Origin of the sequence: Streptomyces sp. DSM 41931, assembly GCF_050271085.1 — a bacterium.
Classification (GTDB): Bacteria; Actinomycetota; Actinomycetes; order Streptomycetales; family Streptomycetaceae; genus Streptomyces; species Streptomyces albogriseolus.
Genome location: NZ_CP189902.1, coordinates 4,950,877 through 4,969,046, shown reverse-complemented (window position 1 = coordinate 4,969,046; position 18,170 = coordinate 4,950,877). Strand labels below are relative to the sequence as shown.

The 18,170-nt window shown below is 74.2% G+C and carries 12 protein-coding genes; 7 read left to right on the top strand and 5 right to left on the bottom strand.

The genetic code is table 11. The annotated features are described in order from the left end of the window. Window positions 1-35 precede the first annotated feature (35 nt). A complete protein-coding gene (locus tag ACP7TJ_RS23165; RefSeq protein ID WP_427765069.1) occupies window positions 36-1,262 on the bottom strand; it encodes a L,D-transpeptidase in 1,227 nt (408 codons plus the stop codon). Window positions 1,263-1,436: 174 nt separating this feature from the next. Between ACP7TJ_RS23165 and glgX the strand changes: the two genes are divergently transcribed. Beyond that, entirely contained in the window at window positions 1,437-3,689 is a 2,253-nt protein-coding gene (glgX, locus tag ACP7TJ_RS23160; RefSeq protein WP_367491262.1) for a glycogen debranching protein GlgX, read from the top strand. Window positions 3,690-3,713: 24 nt separating this feature from the next. Here the strand turns inward: glgX and ACP7TJ_RS23155 are convergent, their stop codons facing one another. Genes ACP7TJ_RS23155 through ACP7TJ_RS23140 form a run of 4 tightly spaced genes read right to left on the bottom strand, consistent with a single transcriptional unit; the run spans window position 3,714 to window position 7,336 of the window. Beyond that, the gene (locus ACP7TJ_RS23155) at window positions 3,714-4,397 is read right to left on the bottom strand and encodes a response regulator (protein WP_093768105.1); all 684 of its coding nucleotides are present in this window, start codon (window positions 4,395-4,397) and stop codon (window positions 3,714-3,716) included. Then, window positions 4,387-5,661: a sensor histidine kinase gene (locus ACP7TJ_RS23150; protein WP_228920101.1), complete on the bottom strand. Its 1,275-nt coding sequence runs from the start codon at window positions 5,659-5,661 to the stop codon at window positions 4,387-4,389. Before ACP7TJ_RS23150 ends, ACP7TJ_RS23155 begins: the two co-directional genes overlap by 11 nt. A 26-nt stretch (window positions 5,662-5,687) precedes the next feature. Further along, window positions 5,688-6,437 carry an ABC transporter permease gene (locus ACP7TJ_RS23145; RefSeq protein ID WP_228920104.1) on the bottom strand — a complete coding sequence of 250 codons (750 nt, stop codon included), beginning with the start codon at window positions 6,435-6,437 and terminating at the stop codon, window positions 5,688-5,690. Beyond that, window positions 6,434-7,336 carry an ABC transporter ATP-binding protein gene (locus ACP7TJ_RS23140; RefSeq protein WP_427765062.1) on the bottom strand — a complete coding sequence of 301 codons (903 nt, stop codon included), beginning with the start codon at window positions 7,334-7,336 and terminating at the stop codon, window positions 6,434-6,436. The genes ACP7TJ_RS23145 and ACP7TJ_RS23140 overlap by 4 nt, the downstream gene beginning before the upstream one ends. A 220-nt stretch (window positions 7,337-7,556) precedes the next feature. Here ACP7TJ_RS23140 and ACP7TJ_RS23135 point away from each other — a divergent pair, with 220 nt between their 5' ends. The 6 genes from ACP7TJ_RS23135 (at window position 7,557) to ACP7TJ_RS23110 (ending at window position 18,020) form a co-directional block, all read left to right on the top strand. Beyond that, window positions 7,557-9,344 carry an ABC transporter ATP-binding protein gene (locus tag ACP7TJ_RS23135; protein ID WP_427765059.1) on the top strand — a complete coding sequence of 596 codons (1,788 nt, stop codon included), beginning with the start codon at window positions 7,557-7,559 and terminating at the stop codon, window positions 9,342-9,344. Further along, entirely contained in the window at window positions 9,341-11,197 is a 1,857-nt protein-coding gene (locus ACP7TJ_RS23130) for an ABC transporter ATP-binding protein (protein ID WP_380795478.1), read from the top strand. The genes ACP7TJ_RS23135 and ACP7TJ_RS23130 overlap by 4 nt, the downstream gene beginning before the upstream one ends. A gap of 54 nt (window positions 11,198-11,251) precedes the next feature. Beyond that, a complete protein-coding gene (locus tag ACP7TJ_RS23125; protein WP_367422344.1) occupies window positions 11,252-12,136 on the top strand; it encodes a fructosamine kinase family protein in 885 nt (294 codons plus the stop codon). A 53-nt stretch (window positions 12,137-12,189) separates the two neighbouring features. Next, window positions 12,190-13,911: an ABC transporter ATP-binding protein gene (locus ACP7TJ_RS23120; protein WP_427765054.1), complete on the top strand. Its 1,722-nt coding sequence runs from the start codon at window positions 12,190-12,192 to the stop codon at window positions 13,909-13,911. After that, complete coding sequence (locus ACP7TJ_RS23115) at window positions 13,908-15,674, top strand: ABC transporter ATP-binding protein (protein ID WP_193459907.1); 1,767 nt, start codon at window positions 13,908-13,910, stop codon at window positions 15,672-15,674. Before ACP7TJ_RS23120 ends, ACP7TJ_RS23115 begins: the two co-directional genes overlap by 4 nt. A gap of 300 nt (window positions 15,675-15,974) precedes the next feature. Continuing rightward, the gene (locus ACP7TJ_RS23110; protein ID WP_189912121.1) at window positions 15,975-18,020 is read left to right on the top strand and encodes a M4 family metallopeptidase; all 2,046 of its coding nucleotides are present in this window, start codon (window positions 15,975-15,977) and stop codon (window positions 18,018-18,020) included. Window positions 18,021-18,170: the final 150 nt, after the last annotated feature.

Sequence of the window (18,170 nt, the reverse complement as noted above, 5' to 3'; positions counted from 1 at the left end):
GTTCCAAGTTCAACGGCCCGGCCGAGGGGGTGCGGTCAGCGGCCGTTCACCGCGCTGCCCGCCTTCCAGTCCTTCCAGTTCATGTTCCAGCCGCCGAGCCCGTTGTCCGGCGCGACCGTCCGGTCCTTGCTGTTGACCACCTCGACGACGTCGCCGATCAGACTGCGGTCGAAGAACCAGCCCGCCGGGGTGTCCGCGCTGCCGCCCTTCTCGTCGCGCAGGCCGACGCAGCCGTGGCTGACGTTGCTGCTGCCGAACACCTCCGGCGCGGCCCAGTAGTTGCCGTGCAGGAAGGTGCCGGAGCTGGTCAGCCGGATGGCGTGCGGGACGTCGGGGATGTCGTACTCGCCGCCGAACCCGACCGTGCGGCTGTTCATGCGGGTGACCTCGAGCATCTCGGTGATCACCATCTTGCCGTTGTACGTGGGCGTCTTCGCCGCGCCCGCCGTGACCGGCACGGTGGTGAGCAGCTCCCCGTCCCGGCGCACCCGCATGGTGTGCGCGGCGGCGTCGACCACGGACACCTGGCTGCGGCCGACGGTGAAGGTGAAGGTGCGGCGCTGGAGGCCGTAGACGCCGCGCGCGCCCTCGACGTCGCGCAGGTCGAGGTCCACGGTGACCTTGGTGCCGGGCTTCCAGTAGTGCTCGGGGCGGAAGTCCAGGCGGGTGGAGCCGAACCAGTGGGGCCGGATCTCGACGGCGGGGCGTGCGGTGACCCGGACCGCGCGCTCCACGGCGGCGCGGCGGGTGATCTTCCGGTTGAACTCCAGGGAGACGATCATCCCGGTGCCGACGGTGGAGCGGTCCTCGGGGGCGACGTAGCCGATGAAGCGTTCCTCCGGGACGTGCGTGGTGAAGGTGGTGTGCCGGGCGGAGCTGCGTCCGGCGCCGTCCACGGCGACCGCGTCGACGGTGTACTTCGCGGCGAGCGCCAGCCGTTCGTCGTCGGGTTTCCAGGTGCGCCCGTCGGCGGAGATCCGGCCCGGGACCGGTGACTCGCGCGCGTCCTGCGACACGACCGCCTTCACCGACTCCAGCCGGCCCTCCGCCACCCGCACCCGCAGCGGGTCGCCGGGGCGTACGCCCTTGCTCCCGTCCCGCGGGGACACCTGGATGACGTCCCCGCGTCCCGGCGGCCCGAACGCCCCCGGGACGGGACCCTCCGGGCTGCACCCGGCGATCGCGGTCAGCAGTCCTGCCCATGTCACTACGACGGCCAGCGCGGCCCTCGCGCGCCGTGCGCGCCCTTGTACGTGCCTCACGCGGTACCCAACGACGGGCGCAGCCTCGGGGAAACGACCATGCCGCCCCTCGGGGAAACGTGAGTGCGAGGCGCGCTCTGGGCAGAACTGTGGGAGGACGACGCACCGGGGAGCCGCACGGGCCGTGGCTCACCTGTCCGCCGTCGTCCCCCACGAGCCGCGGGAGGCTGACAGGTGTCCAGCGCAGCCGAGCAGGAGGCGGTGGCCGGAGAGCGGGCCACCGGGGACGGTCTCCCGGCCGTCGTCGTGAACGGCGCGCGGCCGGCGCCGCCCGTGCCCACGGTGCCCGTCCGGCCGGGCCGGCCGACGCCGCTGGGCGCCCGGTTCCGCACCGGCCCGGACGGGGTGGCGGGGACCAACTTCGCGCTCTGGGCGGGCGGGGCGGAGGGCGTGGAACTGTGCCTGTTCGACGAGCACGGCCGGGAGAACCGGGCCCGGCTGACCGAGCTGACGCACGGCATCTGGCACGGCTTCGTGCCGGGGGTGATGCCGGGGCAGCGGTACGGCTACCGGGTGCACGGCCGCTGGGACCCGTGGACCGGCGGGCGCTGGAACCCGGCGAAGCTGCTGCTCGACCCGTACGCCCGCGCCGTGGACGGGGACTTCACGCTGCCGCCCGAGGTGTACGGGCACGTCCGGGACTGGCCGGAGCAGCATGTCGCGGACACCGTGCGCGACGACCGGGACTCCGCGCCGTACGTGCCGAAGGGCGTCGTCGTCCACGACGACGACGACTGGGCGGACGACCGGCGGCCGAAGACGCCGTGGGCCGACTCGGTCATCTACGAGCTGCATGTGCGCGGCTTCACCAAGCGGCACCCGGACGTCCCCGAGGAGCTGCGCGGCACCTACGCGGGACTCGCGCACCCCGCGGCGATCGAACACCTGGTGCGGCTGGGCGTCACGGCCGTCGAGCTGCTGCCGGTGCACCAGTTCGCGCACGAGGACCATCTGCTGCGCCGGGGCCTGCGCAACTACTGGGGCTACAACTCCATCGGCTACTTCGCCCCGCACGCCGCCTACGCGGCCTCCGGGACGGCCGGGCAGCAGGTCGGCGAGTTCAAACGGATGGTGCGCGCGCTGCACGCGGCCGGCATCGAGGTGATCCTCGACGTCGTCTACAACCACACCGCGGAGGCGGGCGAGCTGGGCCCCACGCTGTCCCTGAAAGGCGTCGACAACCGCGGCTACTACCGCCTCCAGCCCGACGCCCGCCGGTACGCCGACTACACCGGCTGCGGCAACACCCTGCACGTGGTGCAGCCGCACGTGCTGCGGCTGATCACGGACTCGCTGCGCTACTGGGTGACGGAGATGGGCGTCGACGGCTTCCGCTTCGACCTGGCGGCGGCGCTGGCCCGCTCCATGCACGACGTCGACATGCTCTCGCCGTTCCTCGCGGTGATCGCGCAGGACCCGGTGCTGCGCCGGGTGAAGCTGATCGCGGAGCCGTGGGACGTCGGCTCCGGCGGCTACCAGGTGGGCGCCTTCCCTCCCCTGTGGACGGAGTGGAACGACCGCTACCGGGACGCCGTACGGGACTTCTGGCGCCACGCGCTGCCGGACGTGCGGGAGATGGGCTACCGGCTGTCCGGCTCCAGCGACCTGTACGCCTGGGGCGGGCGGCGGCCGTACGCCTCGGTCAACTTCGTCACCGCGCACGACGGTTTCACCCTGCGCGACCTGGTGTCGTACGACCGCAAGCACAACGAGGCCAACGGGGAGGGCAACCGCGACGGCACGGACGACAACCGGTCCTGGAACTGCGGCGCGGAGGGCGAGACGGACGACGGGCACGTCCGCGCCCTGCGGCGGCGGCAGCTGCGGAACCTGCTGACCACGCTGCTGCTGTCGACGGGCGTGCCGATGCTGGTGGCGGGCGACGAGATGGGCCGCACCCAGCGCGGCAACAACAACGCCTACTGCCAGGACAACGAGACCGGCTGGCTGGACTGGAGCCTGCGCGACGACCCGGAGTGGCGGCCGCTGACCGCGCTGGCCTCGCGGCTGATCGCGCTGCGCCACCGGCACCCGGTGCTGCGCCGCCGCTCCTTCTTCTCCGGCCGGGCGCACTCCGCGGACGGGCTGCGGGACCTGGCGTGGTTCACCCCGCACGGCCGGGAGATGACCGAGGGCGACTGGTACGCGCCGGCCGCCACCCTCGGCATGTACCTCTCCGGGCGGGACATCCCGGGGCGCGACGAGCAGGGGGCGCCGGTGCTCGACGACAGCTTCCTGGCCGTCCTGCACGCGGGCGCGCACCCGGTGGACTTCGTCCTGCCGGGCCCGCCGTGGGCCGGGCGGTACGAGGTGGTCGTGGACACGGCGCGGGAGGAGCAGGACCGCGCGCCCGCGGTGGTGCACCGGGCGGGGGTGCCGGTGACCGTGCCGGGGCGGTCGGTGCTGCTGCTGCGGGTGCTGCCCTGACGCCCGGCGTGCGCCGGTCCGTGGTCAGCCGAGGATGCCCCGGTCGTAGGCCGTCGCCACCGCGGCCGCCCGGTCCTTGGCGCCGAGCTTGGCGAAGATGTGCGTCAGATGCGTCTTGACCGTGGCCTCGCTGATGAACAGCTCGCGGGCGATCTCCCGGTTGGAGGTGCCCCTGGCGACCAGCGCCAGCACCTCCCGCTCCCGCGCGGACAGCGGTTCCGCGCCCGGGGTGCGGGGCGCGCGGACGGCGGACACCAGCCGGGAGGCGACGGCCGGGGACAGTACGGAACGCCCGTCGGCGGCGGCGCGTACGGCCGCGAACAGCTCCTCGCGCGGGGCGTCCTTGAGCAGATAGCCGGTCGCGCCCGCCTCGATCGCGGGCAGCGTGTCGGAGTCGGTGTCGTAGGTGGTCAGCACCAGCACCCGGGCCCGCGCGCCCCGGCGGGTCAGCTCGCGGATGGCCGCCACGCCGCCGGTGCCCGGCATCCGCAGGTCCATCAGGATCACGTCGGGGTCCAGCTCCGCCGCCCGCTCCAGCGCCGCCGCGCCGTCGGCCGCCTCGCCGAGCACGCGGAAGCCGGGCGCGGACTCGAACATGCCGCGCAGGCCGTCCCGGACGACCGGGTGGTCGTCGACGACCAGCAGGGTGATCACGGGCTCTGCGGGCGCGGCCTGTCCGGCCGTGCGGGACGCGGCGTCATGGGTCATGGCGGACCAACGGTACGCGAGCCGAGACCGCCGTGCCGCCGCCCGGCTCGGACTCGACCGTGAGGGACCCGGCGACGCGTTCGGCGCGGGCCCGCATGCCGTCGAGGCCGAAGCCGCCGGCGGAGGTGCGCGCGGGGACGGCGAGCGGGTCGAACCCCCGGCCGTCGTCGCGGATGTCGAGGGTGACCTCGTCCCCCATGTAGGAGAGGGTGACGCCGGTCCGGGTGGCCCGCGCGTGCCGCGCGGTGTTGGAGAGGGCCTCCTGGGCGATGCGCAGCAGGGTGGCCGCCATCTCGTCGTGCAGCGGCTCGGCGGTCCCGGTGACGGTGAACTCGGCCTTCACCTGACTGCGTTCGCCCCATTCGGCGACGGTCCGCCGCAGCGCGCCGGGCAGGCCGCCGTCGGCGAGCGCGACCGGGGAGAGGTTGTGCACGGAGCGGCGGGCCTCGCCGAGGCTCTCGCGGGCCAGGGCGAGGGCCCGGTCCAGACGGTCGCGGCCTGCGACCGGGTCGGGGGTGTTCGCGGCGACCTGGAGCTGGGCGATGATGCCGGTCAGGCCCTGCGCCAGGGTGTCGTGGATCTCGGCGGCGAGCCTGCGGCGCTCGTCGGCGACCCCGGCCTCCCGCGCCTGGACGAGCAGTTGGGAGTGCAGGGCGGCGTTCTCGTCGAGCGCCTGCTGCAACGCGGTGTTGGTGCGCTCGAGTGCGGCGATGGTCGCCGCCTGGGTGCGGGCGCGGTCCTGCTCCATGCGGGCGAGGTGGGAGAACAGCAGGAGCAGGCCCAGGTTGACGGCCATGAGCCCGAGGAAGACCAGCCAGCCGGTCAGGCCGTCCGGCGGCAGCCCGCCGCTCTGCGATCCGGCGACCGCGGCGGCCGCCGCCAGCAGCCCGGGGACGACGAGCCGCTTCGGCAGCAGCCGGCCGGCGTCCCAGTAGTTGACGGCCACCTGGAAGGCGAACAGCGGGTTCATCCAGGTGAGGGCGAAGCCGATGGCCATGCGGACCGCGAAGTACACCGTGCTCGTCCGGGTCGGCTCCCCGGCCCCGCGGGACGCCCTCTCCCACCACAGCTGGAGCACGAGGGCCGCGACGACCAGCACCCCGCAGGCGTACACCTCCGCGCGGGTCATGCCGAGCGGTTCGGCGGTGGCCGCCGCCAGCACGGTGCCCGTGCCCAGCAGGACGTACGGCCCCCAGCGGTAGAGCAGGGCCCACCGCTGCTCGATCCCCGACCAGTTCCGTGTCACGTCCGTCGCGTGCGGCATCGCATCAGTGTCCGGCACGGCCGTCCTCACTCCCAGCGGAACCAGCGCACCGCGCCGGCGGTGAGCAGCACCGCCCACCCCGCCGTCACCGCGAGGTGCATCGTTCCCGGCCAGTCGCCCGCCGACGCCTCGCCGAGGGCTTGCGCGGCCGCGCCGAACGGGGTCCAGCCGACGATGTCGGCCATCAGGTCCGGCATGGCCTCGACGGGGAGCCACACGCCCGCGGTGAACATGGCCGGGAACAGCGCGGCGGAGCCGACCGCGGTGGCGATCTTCGCGGTGCGGGCGAGGGCGCTGAGCAGCGCGCCGAGCGCGAGGGAGGCGGCGAGGGCGAGCAGCAGCGCCAGCAGGTGGCCGAGCGGCTGTGCGGGCAGGGCGACGCCGAAGGCGAGCCGGCCGACGGCGAGGGTGAGCAGCGCGGAGGCCAGCGAGGCGGCGCCGAGCACCGTCATCTGCGCGGCGAGCAGGGCGCGGGGGCGGACCGGTGTGGTGGACATGCGGCGCAGGATGCCGGTCTCGCGGTAGCCGGTCAGGGTGGGCGGCATGCCCTGGAGTCCGCCGATGATCAGGCCGAGGAGGAGGGTGACGGGGACGTAGGCGTCGACCGGGCGCAGTCCGCCGAGGGCGGGGTCGGCCTCCCGGAAGGAGGGGATGGAGCCGAGGACCGCCAGCAGCAGGGTCGGGAAGAGCGTGATCCAGAAGATGCCGGCGGGTTCGCGCCGGAAGAGGCGGAACTCGGTGCGCAGCACCGCCGTGTTGACCAGTCCGGTGCTCATGCGGGGCTCTCCGTGAGGTCCAGGAAGGCGTCGTCCAGGGTGGCGTCGGTGACGCGCAGCTGGTGGGCGGTGACGCGGGAGCGGGCGAGGAGGGTGAGGACGGCGTCGACCGTGTCGTCGGTGCCGGACAGGGTGATCCGGCCGCCTTTGCGGGCGACCGAGGCGAGGCCGGGCAGGGCGTTCAGGCCGGCGTCGTCGAGCGGGGCGGACGGGGTGAAGCTGATGACGGTGGCCCCGGCCGAGCGGCGGACGAGTCCCGCCGGGGTGTCGAGGGCGGCGACGCGTCCCTTGTCGATGACCGCGATGCGGTCGCAGAGGCGCTGGGCCTCCTCCATGAAGTGGGTGACGAGGAGGACGGTGACGCCGCCCGCGCGGACGTCTTCGATGAGTTCCCAGGTGTCGCGCCGGGCGCGCGGGTCGAGGCCGGTGGTCAGCTCGTCCAGCACCACGATCCGCGGGCCGCCGATCAGGGCGAGCGCGATGAACAGGCGCTGCTTCTGGCCGCCGGACAGCTTCGCGAACCGGGTGGTCAGCTTCGCGGTGAGGCCCAGCCGCTCGGCGAGCGGGCGCCAGTCGGCGGGACGGTGGTGGAAGGAGGCGTAGAGCTCCAGGGCCTCGCGGACGGTGAGTCTGGGCTGGAGTCCGCTCTGCTGGAGCTGCGCGCCGAGGATGCGGGTGACCTCGGCATGGTCGGCGACGGGGTCGAGTCCGGCGACCCGGACCCGCCCGGCGTCGGGGACGCGCAGCCCCTCCACGCACTCCACGGTGGTGGTCTTGCCGGCGCCGTTGGGGCCGAGGATGCCGAAGATCTCGCCCTCGCCGACGGAGAAGGACACCCCGTCGACGGCGGGCCGGCCGCCGTAGGCCTTGCGCAGGTCGGTGACGTCGATGACGGACATGACGGTCAGTGTTCCGGCGAACGGGGCGCGCGGGCATCGGCCGTCGCGCTCGACCGCGCATCGTCCGATCGGCCGATGGAGTGGTACGACTCCCCGGCCGGCGGCGGGCGTTCGCCGAGGTGGGGCCGCCCATGGGCGCCGGTCGTAGGACCCACGGCCGAGGCGGACCGGGCCGGAATTCGGTGGGCAGCGTCAGTGGCGATCCGTACTCTCACTGCTGATGCCCACTACACCTTCTCCCCGGGAACCCCGCTCCACCGTGCGGACGCTGCTGCGGCTGTGGCCGTACGTGCGTCCCGTGCGGGCGCGCCTGTTCACCGCCGCGTTCGTCGCCGTCCTGGCGTCCTGCACAGGGCTCGTCATCCCGCTGGTCCTGAAGTGGATGGTCGACGGCCCGATCGCCGACCGGGACCCGGCGGGGGTGTGGCTCGGCGCGCTGTACCTGCTGCTGCTCGGGCTCGCGGAGGCGCTGCTGTTCGGGTTCCGGCGCTGGCTGGTGGCGCGTCCGCTGTCGCACGTCGAGGCGGAGATGCGGGCCGGCCTGTACCGGCATCTCCAGCGGCTGCCGATCGCCTTCCACGACCGCTGGGCCTCGGGCCAGTTGCTGTCGCGGGCCACCACGGACCTCATGCTGCTGCGCATGTTCCTCGCGTTCCCGCTGACCTTCCTGCTGGTCAACGGGGTGACGATCCTGGTCGGCGTGATCATCATGCTGGTCCAGGACTGGACGCTGGGACTGGTCATCCTGGTGCCGGCGGTGCCCGTGCTGATCACCTGCGTGGTGTTCGAGAAGCAGTACTCGCGGGCGGCGCGGCAGGCGCAGGACCAGGTGGGCGATCTGACGACCGTGGTCGAGGAGAGCGTGCTCGGCATCCGGATCATCAAGGGGTTCGGCCGGCACCGCAGCCAGGCGCGGGCGTTCCGGGAGCTGTCCGGGAAGCTGCGGGGCACGGAGCTGCACAAGGCGCGGCTGCTCGCGACGATCCTCGGCATCATCGTGACGCTGCCCGAACTGGCCATCGGGGCGGCGCTGGTGCTGGGCGCCGTGCAGGTGGCGGACGGCGAGCTGTCGGCGGGCACCCTGGTGGCGTTCCTGTCCACGGCGCTGGCGCTGCGCTGGCCGGTGGACTCGATCGGCTTCCTGCTGGCGATGAGCCAGGAGGCGGCGACGGCCACCGAGCGCTACTTCGAGGTGATGGACGCGGAACCGGAGTCGGGGGCCACGCCGTCCGCGAGGAAGCACGGCGGCTCCCGGGAGGGCGGGCTGCGGTTCGAGAACGTCACCTTCCGCTACCCGGACGCGCCCGAGGGCTCGCCGCCCGTGCTGGACCGCGTCGACCTGCACATCCGGCCCGGCGAGTCGCTGGCGCTGGTCGGCGCGACCGGCAGCGGCAAGACCACGCTGACCGCGCTGGTGCCCCGGCTGCACGAGGTCACCGAGGGGCGCATCACCCTCGACGGGCGGGACATCAGGGACATGTCCCGGGAGGAGCTGCGCTCCCGGGTCGCCGTCGCCTTCGAGGAGCCGACGCTGTTCTCCGCGACCGTCGGCGAGAACGTCCTGATGGGCGGCGGCAGCGGCGCGGAGGACCTGGAGCGCGCCCTGGCCGTCGCCCAGGCGGACTTCGCCCACGCGCTGCCCCAGGGCACCGCGACCCAGGTCGGCGAGCAGGGCCTGAGCCTCTCCGGCGGGCAGCGGCAGCGGCTCGCGCTCGCCCGCGCGGTCGTCGGGCGGCCCGACTTCCTGGTGCTGGACGACCCGCTGTCCGCGCTCGACGTGCACACCGAGGCCGCGGTCGAGGCCGCGCTGCGCCGGGTGCTCGCCGACACCACGGCGCTGATCGTGGCGCACCGCCCGTCCACGGTGCTGCTGGCCGACCGGGTGGCGCTGCTGTCCGGCGGGCGGATCACGGCGGTCGGCACCCATCACGAACTGTTGCGCGGCAATGCCGAGTACGCCCACCTCATGTCGGGTGGCCCGGCGGAGGAACTGGAGGAGCAGCGATGACGGCGGCCACCACCGCACCCGTCCGCGACGAGGACGACGACCGGTCGCCGGAGCAGGGCGGCGGCGACCCCTTCGACCGGGACGTGCTGCCCACTCCCCCGGGCGCCACCGGCGCGCTGCTGCGCTCCCTGCTCGCGCCGATGCGCGGCCGGGTGGCGCTGACCGCGCTGTTGCTGCTGCTCCAGCAGGCCGCCGTGCAGGCGGGCCCGCTGCTGGTGGCGTACGCGATCGACCGGGCGGTGCCCGCGTTCCGCGTCAGCGACCACGGGCCGCTGATCGCGGTGGCGGTGGGCTATCTGCTGTGCGCGTCGGCGGCCGGGGCGCTGCAGTACGCGTTCATCACCGCCTCCGCCCGGGTCAGCCAGGACGTGCTGCTGGACCTGCGCGGCCGGATCTTCCGGCACGCGCAGGCGCTGAGCGTGGACTTCCACGAGCGCTACACCTCCGGCCGGCTGATCTCCCGCTCCACCACCGACGTCGAGTCGCTGCGGGAGCTGCTGGAGGAGGGCCTGCAGGAACTGGTGATGACGATCCTGTCCGCCGTGTACATCTCGGTGCTGCTGCTCTGGCTGGACCTGGGCCTCGGCGCGGTGGCGGTGGCGTCGTTCGTGCCGCTGTACCTGCTGGTGCGCTCCTACCAGCGGCGGGCGCAGCGGGTGTACCGGAAGCGGTCGACGGCGATCGCCGCGGTGATCGTGAAGTTCGTCGAGACGATGAACGGCATCCGCCCGGTGCGCGCCTTCCGCCGCGAGCGGGCCAACGACGCGGACTTCGCGGTGCTGAACCGGCGGCACGAGAGGACCAACGGCGACGCGCTGCTGGAGATGGCCCGCTACGTCGTCGGCTCCCGGGTGACGGCGAACACCACGGTCGCGCTGATCGTGCTGTGGGGCGCCTACCGGGTGGCCGGTCAGACGCTGGCGCTCGGTGTGCTGGCGGCGGCCGTGCTCTATCTGCGGCGGCTGTACGACCCGATCGACCGGCTGGGCATGTTCCTCAACTCCTACCAGTCGGCGGCGGCCTCGCTGGAGAAGATCGCCGGCCTGCTGGCGCAGACCCCGTCCGTGCCCGAACCGGCGGCGCCCCGTGAGCTGCCGGGGCGGCGCACCGGTCTGCCCGGGCGCGAGGTGGTCTTCGACGACGTGCGGTTCGCGTACCGCACCGGCGGCGAGGTGCTGCCCCGCTTCCGCCTCACCCTGCCGGCCGGGCAGACCGTCGCGGTCGTCGGCTCCACCGGCGCGGGCAAGTCGACGCTGGCGAAGCTGCTCGCCCGGTTCTACGACCCGAGCGACGGACGGGTGCTGCTCGACGGGGTCGGCCTGCGCGACCTGACCGGACGGGACCTGCGGCGCGAGGTGGTGATGGTGACCCAGGAGGCGTTCCTGTTCTCCGGGACCGTAGCCGAGAACATCGCGATCGGCCGTCCGGAGGCCACCCGCGAGGAGATCGAGCAGGCGGCCAAGGAGATCGGCGCGCACGACTTCATCGCCGCGCTGCCCGACGGCTACGACACGGACGTCCGCAAGCGCGGCGGCCGTATCTCGGCGGGACAGCGGCAGTTGGTGGCGTTCGCGCGGGCGCTGCTGGCGGACCCGGCGGTGCTGATCCTGGACGAGGCGACCAGCTCGCTGGACATCCCCGGCGAGCGGGCGGTGCAGCGGGCGATGGCCACGGTGCTGAAGGGCCGGACGGCGGTGGTGATCGCGCACCGGCTGTCCACCGTGGAGATCGCGGACCGGGTGCTGGTGATGGAGCACGGGCGGATCGTGGAGGACGGCAGCCCGGACGAACTCATCGGCGGGACGGGCCGGTTCGCGGACCTGCACCGGGCCTGGCGGGACAGCCTGGCCTGACGACCGCCGCCGTCGCGGGGGCGCGTCGGCGTACCGACCGAGGGGAGCACACCGGTGACGGAGGCGACGTCGATGCTGCTCGCGCGGCTGCACGCGGCCGGGCTGACGGACGTCGGCGCGGTGCGGCCGGCGACGGGAGGGCTCGCCGCGACCGCGGGGCTGGCCCGCCGCGCGGACGGCACCCCGCTGTTCGTGAAGGCGTTCGGCGAGCCGCCGGCGGACGACGCCTTCGCCGCGGAGGCCGAGGGGCTGACGGTGCTGCGCGAGGCGGGCGGGGTGCTCACGCCGGACGTGGTGCGCGCGGAGCGGGACCTGCTCGTGCTGTCGGTGCTGCGCCCCCGGCCGGACACGGAGGCGTTCTGGGAGGAGTGCGCGCACGCGTTCGCCCGGCTGCACACCACCACGCGCCACGACCGGTTCGGCTGGCACCGGGACAACTGGCTGGGCCGCCGCCGTCAGGTCAACACCTGGACCGACGACGGATTCGAGTTCTTCGCCCGGCACCGGCTGCTGCGCTGGCTGGAGGAGCCCCGGGTACGCCAGGCGCTGGACGCCGCCGACCGGCAGGCGCTGGAGCGGCTGTGCGACCGGCTGCCCGAGCTGCTGCCGGACCGGCCCGCCTGTCTGACCCACGGCGACCTGTGGACGCAGAACGTGATGGCCGCCCCCGACGGCCGGCCCGCGCTGATCGACCCGGCCGTGTCGTACACCTGGGCCGAGGTGGACCTGGCCCATCTGTGGACGACCGCGCCGCCGCCCGAGGCGCGGGTGTTCTTCGAGCGGTACGCGGAGCTGACCGGTCTCGACGCGGGCTGGCGGGAGCGGATGCCGGTCCTCCAGCTGCGTCAGCACCTGGCCGTGATCGCCCAGTTCGAGCCCGACTGGGGCGCCGCCGCACACGTACGGGCCACGCTCGCGCCGTTCCGGAAGCGCCCGTGAGACGACCGACGAGGCACACCGGCCGCCGGGGCCGCGGGGGAAGGGAAGCGGACGTGATCGACGCCTACGGGGATCCCGGCACGCCCGACGGTCGGAGCGGGGCCCGCTATCTGTGGTGGCTGGTGCGCCGGCAGCCGGGTCGCTGCGCGGCGGGGGCGGTGTACGGCAGCGTGTGGATGGTGCTGCTGGCGTCCACGCCGTACCTGATGTCCCGGGCGGTGGACGACGGCCTGGGGACGGGTGACATGGCGGCGCTGGCCGGCTGGGCCGGCGCCCTGGTCGGGGTGACCGCCTTCAACGCCTGGCTGGGCATGATGCGGCACCGCACGATGACGATGGTCCGGATGGACGCCAACTTCCGCACGGTGAAGGTGGTCGTCGGGCACACCGTGCGGCTCGGCGCGTCTCTGGACCGGCGGGCGACGGCCGGGGAGGTCGTGACGATCGGTGTGGGCGACGTGCAGGTGATCGCCCACTCGCTCACCGCCGTCGGGCCGGGGATCGGCGCCGTCGTGGCGTACGCGGCGGTGGCGGGGCTGCTGCTGACGGTGTCTCCGCTGCTGGCCGCGGTCGTGCTGCTGGGGGTGCCGGTGATCGGGCTCGTGGTGGGGCCGCTCGCCGGGCGGCTCCAGGGCGCGGAGACGGAGTACCGGGAGCGGCAGGGTGTGCTGACCGCGCGGATCGGGGATCTCGCGGGCGGGCTGCGGGTGCTGAGCGGGCTCGGCGGCAAGGGGCTGGTCGCGGACGCGTTCCGCCGCGACTCGGGACGGCTGAGGGACCAGGGCTACCGGGTGGGGGCGGTGACCAGCTGGATGCAGGCGCTGGCCGCCGGTCTGCCGACGCTGTTCCTCGCGGTGGTCACGTGGATCGCGGCGCGGCAGGCCGCGCAGGGGGACATCAGCATCGGCGAACTGGTGTCGGTGTACGGGTACGTGACCGTCCTGGTGTGGCCGGTGATGTTCCTGATCGAGTGCGGCTACTACCTCAGCCGGGGCGTGGTGGCGGCCGGCCGGGTGGCGGCCCTGCTGCGGATCGAGCCGCCGCCGGACGCGTCCGCCGCGGAACCGCCGGCCGAGCCGTCCGCGCTGGAGGACCCGGAGTCCGGGGTGCGGGTGCTGCCGGGGCGGCTGACCGCGCTGGTGTGCGCCCGGCCCGCGGACGCGCAGGCCGTGGTGGACCGGCTGGGCCGGTACACGCCGTCCGGGGCCACCTGGGGCGGGGTCCGGCTGGACGAGATCGCGCCGGCCCGGGTGCGGGAGCGGATCCTGGTGGCCGACCCGGAGGCCGCGCTGTTCGCGGGTCCGCTGCGCGAGGTGGTCGCGGGCCGGGGCGGGGCGTCCGACGCACAGGTGCTGCGGGCGCTGCACGCGGCGGCCGCCGACGACGTGGTGCGCGGACTGCCCGACGGGCTGGACTCGGCGGTGTCCGCGCAGGGCCGCAGCCTGTCCGGAGGTCAGCGGCAGCGGGTCCGGCTGGCGCGGGCGCTGCTCGCAGGACCGGAGGTGCTGCTGGCGGTGGAGCCGACCTCGGCGCTCGACGCGCACACCGAGGCCCTGGTCGCCGACCGGCTGCGCGCCGCGCGCGAGGGCCTGACGACGGTACTGGTCACCACCTCGCCGCTGGTGCTGGACCGGGCCGACCGGGTGCTCTTCCTGGCCGACGGCAAGGTGGCGGCGAGCGGCGCCCACCGGGAACTGCTGGACGGTGAGCCGGAGTACCGGCGCCTGGTGGCCAGGGACGCCGAGCAGGGCGCCCCCGAGGAGGTGGCGGGATGAGCGGGGAGCGGCTGCCGGTGGCGGAACCGGCCGATGTGCGCCGGGCGGCCGGGGAGCTGGTGCGGGCGGACGGGCGGGTCTTCGCGGGCGTGCTGGCGCTGAACGGCGCGGCGGCCCTCGCCGGTCTGGCCGGGCCGTGGCTGCTCGGGCGGATCGTCGACGAGGTGCGGGCGGGCGCCGGCACCGCGGTGGTGGACCGGCTGGCCCCGGTCATCCTGGCGTGCGCGGTGGCGCAGCTGCTGCTGTCCCGCTGGGCCCGTTACGTGGGGCACCGGTTCGGGGAGCGGACGCTGGCGCGGGTGCGGGAGCGGTTCGTGGACCGGGTGCTGGCGCTGCCGTCCGCCGTGGTGGAGCGGGCGGGCACCGGCGATCTGACGACGCGGGGCACGGCGGACGTGACCGCCGTGGGCACCACGCTGCGCGACGCGGGCCCTTCACTGCTGGTCAACGCGGTGCAGTCGGTGTTCGTCATGGCGGCGATCCTCGTCGTGGACCCGCTGCTGGGGGCGCTGGGGCTGCTGTGCCTCACCCCGATCTGGCTGGTGCTGCGCTGGTACCTGCGGCGGGCCCGGGACGCGTATCTCGCCGAGGGCGCGGCCAACTCGGACGTGGCGGAGGTGGTCGCGTCGACGGCGGCGGGCGCCCGCACCGTGGAGGCGTTCCGGATGGAGGAGCGGCGGATCCGGGCGAGCCGGGAGGCCCTGGAGACGTCCCGCCGCACCCGTATGCGCACGCTGTTCCTGCGCTCGGTGTTCTTCCCGGTGGTCGAGTTGTCGTACGTCGTGCCGGTGGCCGGGGTGCTGCTGTGCGGCGGATGGCTGCACGCGCGGGGCGCGGTGAGCCTGGGCGCGGTGGTGGCGGCGTCGCTGTACCTGCTTCAGCTGAGCGGTCCGCTGGACGAGGTGCTGATGCGGCTGGAGCAACTGCAGTCGAGCGGCGCCTCGTTCGCACGGGTGGAGGGGCTGGCGCGGGCGCCGCGCGCGGCCGGGCGCAGCGACGCTCCGGACCCGGTGGACGACCGCATAGACGTGACCGGGGTGCGCTACGCGTACGACGGGGGCGGCGAGGTGCTGCGCGGGGTGGATCTGACGGTGACGCCGGGCGAACGGCTGGCGGTGGTGGGGCCGTCGGGCGCGGGCAAGACCACGCTGAGCCGGCTGCTGGCGGGGGTGGACGCGCCGGCCGCCGGGAGTGTGACCGTGGGCGGGGTGCCGGTGGCGTCGCTGGACCCGGAGCGGCTGCGCCGGCAGGTGGTGCTGGTGACCCAGGAGCACCATGTCTTCCTGGGGTCGGTCCGGGACAATCTGCGGATCGCCGCCCCGGACGCCGGGGACGAGGAGCTGTGGGCGGCGCTGGCGGTGGTGGGCGCGGACGGCTGGGTGCGGGAGCTGCCGCGCGGGCTGGACACCGGGCTGGGCGAGGGCGGCCACCCCACCGACGGCCCCCAGGCGCAGCAACTCGCCCTGGCGCGCGTGGTGCTGGCCGACCCGCACACGCTGGTCCTCGACGAGGCGACCGCCCTGCTCGACCCGGCGACCGCCCGGCACGCGGAGCGCGCGCTGGCCGCCGTGCTGGAGGGCCGTACGGTCGTCGCCGTCGCGCACCGGCTGCACACCGCGCACGACGCGGACCGGGTGGCGGTGATGGAGGACGGCCGGCTCTCCGAACTGGGCACGCACGACGCCCTGGTGGCGGCGGACGGGGTGTACGCGGCGCTGTGGCGGTCGTGGCACGGGGAGGGGCCGGCCGGCGGCAGGGCCTAGGGCCGGCCCGTCGTCGCGGCGGGTCGGGGTCACCGGAGCGCCGCCGCCCCGCTGCCGTCCGTATACCGGACACCCCCTCCCGGACACCGAACGGGATCCGGCCAACTTCCTGACGCGCTCCTGACAGAAACCGCGCTCCCCTGCCACTCTTCCCACGGCCGCTTCACAGCAACCCCACAGCTTCGGCTGCCCGTTGTACGGCGGTCACTGCTCGGAGCACTTCCGTTCTGCCCGGCCGGCTGACCCGCCGGCCGGTCTCCCCAGGCCGCGCACCCCGCGGCCCCGCAGAAGGAGTCAGCGTTGAGAAGCAGGACGTCCCACAGACGCACCCCCCGCACCGCGCAGCGTCGCGTCGCCGCCGTCGCCCTGGCCGGCGTGGCCGCACTGGTCGCCACGGCCGTGCAGTCCGGCGCGGCCACCGCCGCCCCCGGCACGGCGCCGCGCACCGCGAGCGCCGCCGCGCCCGGCTCGGAGTCGGTCACGCTCACCCCCGCCCAGCGTGCCGCGCTGATGCGCCAGGCGGACTCCGTCAAGGCCGGGACCGCCAAGGACCTCGGTCTGGGCGCGAAGGAGAAGCTCGTCGTCCGCGACGTCCTCAAGGACCGCGACGGCACCGTGCACGTCCGCTACGAGCGCACCTACGACGGGCTGCCCGTCCTCGGCGGCGACCTGATCGTCCAGGGCGACACGGCCGGCGAGGCGGACAAGGTCGTGAAGGCGACCCGCGCCGCAGTCAAGCCCGCCACCACCGCCGCGAAGGTGCCGGCCGCCAAGGCCGAGCAGCAGGCCCTGTCCGCCGCGAAGGCCGAGAAGGCCGAGGGCGCGGACGTCGAGCGGGCCCCGCGCAAGGTGGTCTGGGCGGCCGGCGGCACACCGGTCGTCGCGTACGAGACGGTCGTCGGGGGCCTCCAGCACGACGGCACCCCGCAGGAGCTGCACGTCGTCACCGACGCCACCACCGGCGAGAAGCTGTACGAGTGGCAGGCCGTGCAGAACGGCACCGGCCACACCGTCTACAGCGGCACCGTCGACCTGACGACCACCCAGTCGGGCTCGACGTACAACCTCACCGACGGCGCGCGCGGCGGGCACAAGACGTACAACCTCAACCGCGGCACCTCCGGCACCGGGACGCTGTTCTCCGGCTCCGACGACGTCTGGGGCGACGGCAGCCCCTCCAACGCGGAGTCGGCCGGCGCGGACGCCCACTACGGGGCGGCGCTGACCTGGGACTACTACAAGAACGTGCACGGCCGCAGCGGCATCCGCGGGGACGGCGTCGGCGCGTACTCCCGGGTCCACTACGGCAACAACTACGTCAACGCCTTCTGGTCGGACAGCTGCTTCTGCATGACCTACGGCGACGGCTCCGGCAACGTCAACCCGCTCACGTCGATCGACGTGGCCGCGCACGAGATGACCCACGGCCTCACCTCGAACACCGCGGGCCTGAACTACAGCGGCGAGTCCGGCGGTCTCAACGAGGCGACCAGCGACATCTTCGGCTCGACCGTCGAGTTCTACGCGAACAACTCCTCCGACGTCGGCGACTACCTCATCGGCGAGGAGATCGACATCAACGGCGACGGCACGCCGCTGCGGTACATGGACAAGCCGAGCAAGGACGGCGCGTCCAAGGACTCCTGGTACTCCGGCATCGGCTCGATCGACGTGCACTACTCGTCGGGCGTGGCGAACCACTTCTTCTACCTGCTGAGCGAGGGCAGCGGAACGAAGACCATCAACGGGGTCACCTACGACTCCCCCACCTCCGACGGCCTGCCGGTCACCGGCATCGGCCGCGCCAAGGCGGAGAAGATCTGGTTCCGCGCGCTCACCACGAAGTTCACCTCCACCACCAACTACGCGGCGGCCCGCACCGGCACCCTGGCGGCGACCGGTGAGCTGTACGGCACGGACAGCGCCGAGTACAAGGCGGTGCAGGACGCCTGGGCGGCCGTCAACGTCGGCAGCCGCTCCGGCGGCCCCGGGGGCGGCGGGACCACCTTCGAGTCGACCACCGACGTGGCGATCCCGGACGCCGGCGCCGCGGTGACGTCCTCGATCGCCGTCACCGGCCGCACCGGCAACGCGCCGGGCAACCTCCAGGTCGCGGTGGACATCGTGCACACCTGGAGCGGTGACCTCGTCGTCGACCTGGTGGCCCCGGACGGCACCGCGTACCGGCTGCGCAACCGCACCGGCGGTTCGGCGGACAACATCAACGAGACGTACACGGTCAACGCGTCGTCGGAGACGGCCAACGGCACCTGGCGGCTGCGGGTCCAGGACATGGCCCGCTACGACACCGGCTACATCAACGGCTGGAGCCTGACCTTCCCGTAGACGGACCCCGTCGAAACGGGCCCCGTAGCGGCGCCGTTCCAGGTGGTTCCCACCACCTGGAACGGCGCCGTTTTTTGCCGATCCCATACGCGCCGCGGGTTGCGCCTTTGCCGAGGTCACACGGTTTTACCCGCACGCAATATTCGTCCC